This window comes from Saccharopolyspora sp. (assembly GCF_017434145.1).
In the GTDB taxonomy this organism is placed as follows: domain Bacteria; phylum Actinomycetota; class Actinomycetes; order Mycobacteriales; family Pseudonocardiaceae; genus Saccharopolyspora_C; species Saccharopolyspora_C galaxeae.
On record NZ_JAFRFW010000513.1, the window covers coordinates 1 to 1,581 of the forward strand.

The following is a 1,581-nucleotide window of genomic DNA, read 5'->3' on the forward strand; positions in this document are numbered from 1 at the left end:
CGCCGCCGGACAAGCCGCGCACAACCCCGACTGGGTCGGTTCCACCCAGATCTTCACCCACCTCGCCGACGAACCCACACCGATCAACATCCGGCCCGTCTTCCTCGCCGGACACCTCGTCGGCACCCTCGTCGAACTCGGGGTGTCCGACGCCGAACAGCTCCCGCGCGCGGAAGGCGGCGGCAACCAGGGATCACCACCCCGGATCGTGGCGATGCGGGACAGCCGCTTGGTGCTGCTGCGCCACCCGGAGATCTCCTTCGCCGAATCCGAGGGCAACGACGTGTGGCTGACCACCGACCAAGGCCGACTGCGAGCAGCCTCGGGCAGCTTGGACAAGCTCGAGAGCGAACAGGGCGGAGCCGGGTTCCTGCGCGTGCACCGCCGCTACGTGGTCAACATCGGCCGCGTCCGCGAGGTCGAACGCCGCTTCAAGGGCGAGATGCTGCTGGTGATGGACGACGAGCAGAGCACGATGGTGCCGGTATCCCGGCGGAACGCCCCAGCGGTGCGCCGGGAACTGGACCTCTGATCGCAAGCATGAGCTCGCCGACGGGCTAGCCGCCGGGATCAGCGCGGCGCTCGACCGGGCGCAGCGCAGCGGAAGACGCGCTTCCTGCGCGCCCGTCCGGCAGCGATCGGGGCTCAGCGCCGGTGGCGCAGCTTCGCCAGGTCGATCCACACCACCGCGAGGATCGGTACCAGCACCGCCGCGAGCCATTGACCGGCGGTCAACGCGGTCAGGTTCAGCGCATCGCGCACCGCGGGCACGACCATGATCAACGCCAGCCACGCGGCGGTGCCCAGCGTCCAGAGCGGCAGGAAGCCGTTGGAGCGCAGCCCCGAGCGCACCAGCGGGGTCCGCTCCGAGCGCATCACCCAGGCCAGTGCCAGGTAACCGACCATCCAGCCGGTGAACGCGAGCGTCTGCGCGGTGGCGATCGGCGCGCCGCTCCAGACCGCCCCGAGGTAGATCGAGATGACGGCGAGGAACAACGTGGCACCGCAGGTGAAGATCGCGGTGATCAGCGGCCGGTCCAGGAACGGGCGCCGGGGGTCGCGCGGCGCCCGTCGCATGGTGTCGTTCTCGGCGGGTTCGGCGGCGAAGGTGGCGCTGCCCGCGATGTCCATGAACATCTCCAGCACCACGATCTGGATCGGGGTGAACGGCACCGGCAGCCCCAGCGCGACGCCGCCGGCCGCGGTGGCGATGAGCCCGACCTTGCAGGCCAGGTAGTAGCGCACGCCCTTGCGCAGGTTGTCGAACAGCTGCCTGCCCTCGCGCACCGCGCGGGTGGTGGTGGCGAAGTCGTCGTCGGCCAGCACCAGGTCGGCCACCTCGCGGGCGACGTCCGTGCCGCCAGCGCCCATCGCGATGCCCACGTCGGCCTGGGCCAGGGCCGGTGTGTCGTTGACGCCGTCACCGGTGACCGCGACGATCTCCCGGCGCGCCTGCAGCGTGCGCACCAGCCGCAGCTTGTGCTCCGGGATGGTGCGCGCGAACAGCGAGGTCGCCGAGGTCGCCGCGGCGAGCTCGTCGTCATCGAGCTGGTCGATTCGCGGTCCGGTGAGCAGCGATCC

General features: G+C 71.0%; 2 protein-coding genes. One reads left to right on the plus strand and one right to left on the minus strand.

The genetic code is table 11. The features are described from left to right. Positions 1 to 532, plus strand: a 532-nt coding sequence (locus tag IJH84_RS14225; RefSeq protein ID WP_295145147.1) for a LytTR family DNA-binding domain-containing protein, incomplete at its 5' end; no start/stop codon positions are given. 113 nt (positions 533 to 645) lie between these two features. Here the strand turns inward: IJH84_RS14225 and IJH84_RS14230 are convergent. Then, the coding region (locus IJH84_RS14230) for an HAD-IC family P-type ATPase (RefSeq protein ID WP_295145150.1) at positions 646 to 1,581 on the minus strand (936 nt) is incomplete at its 5' end.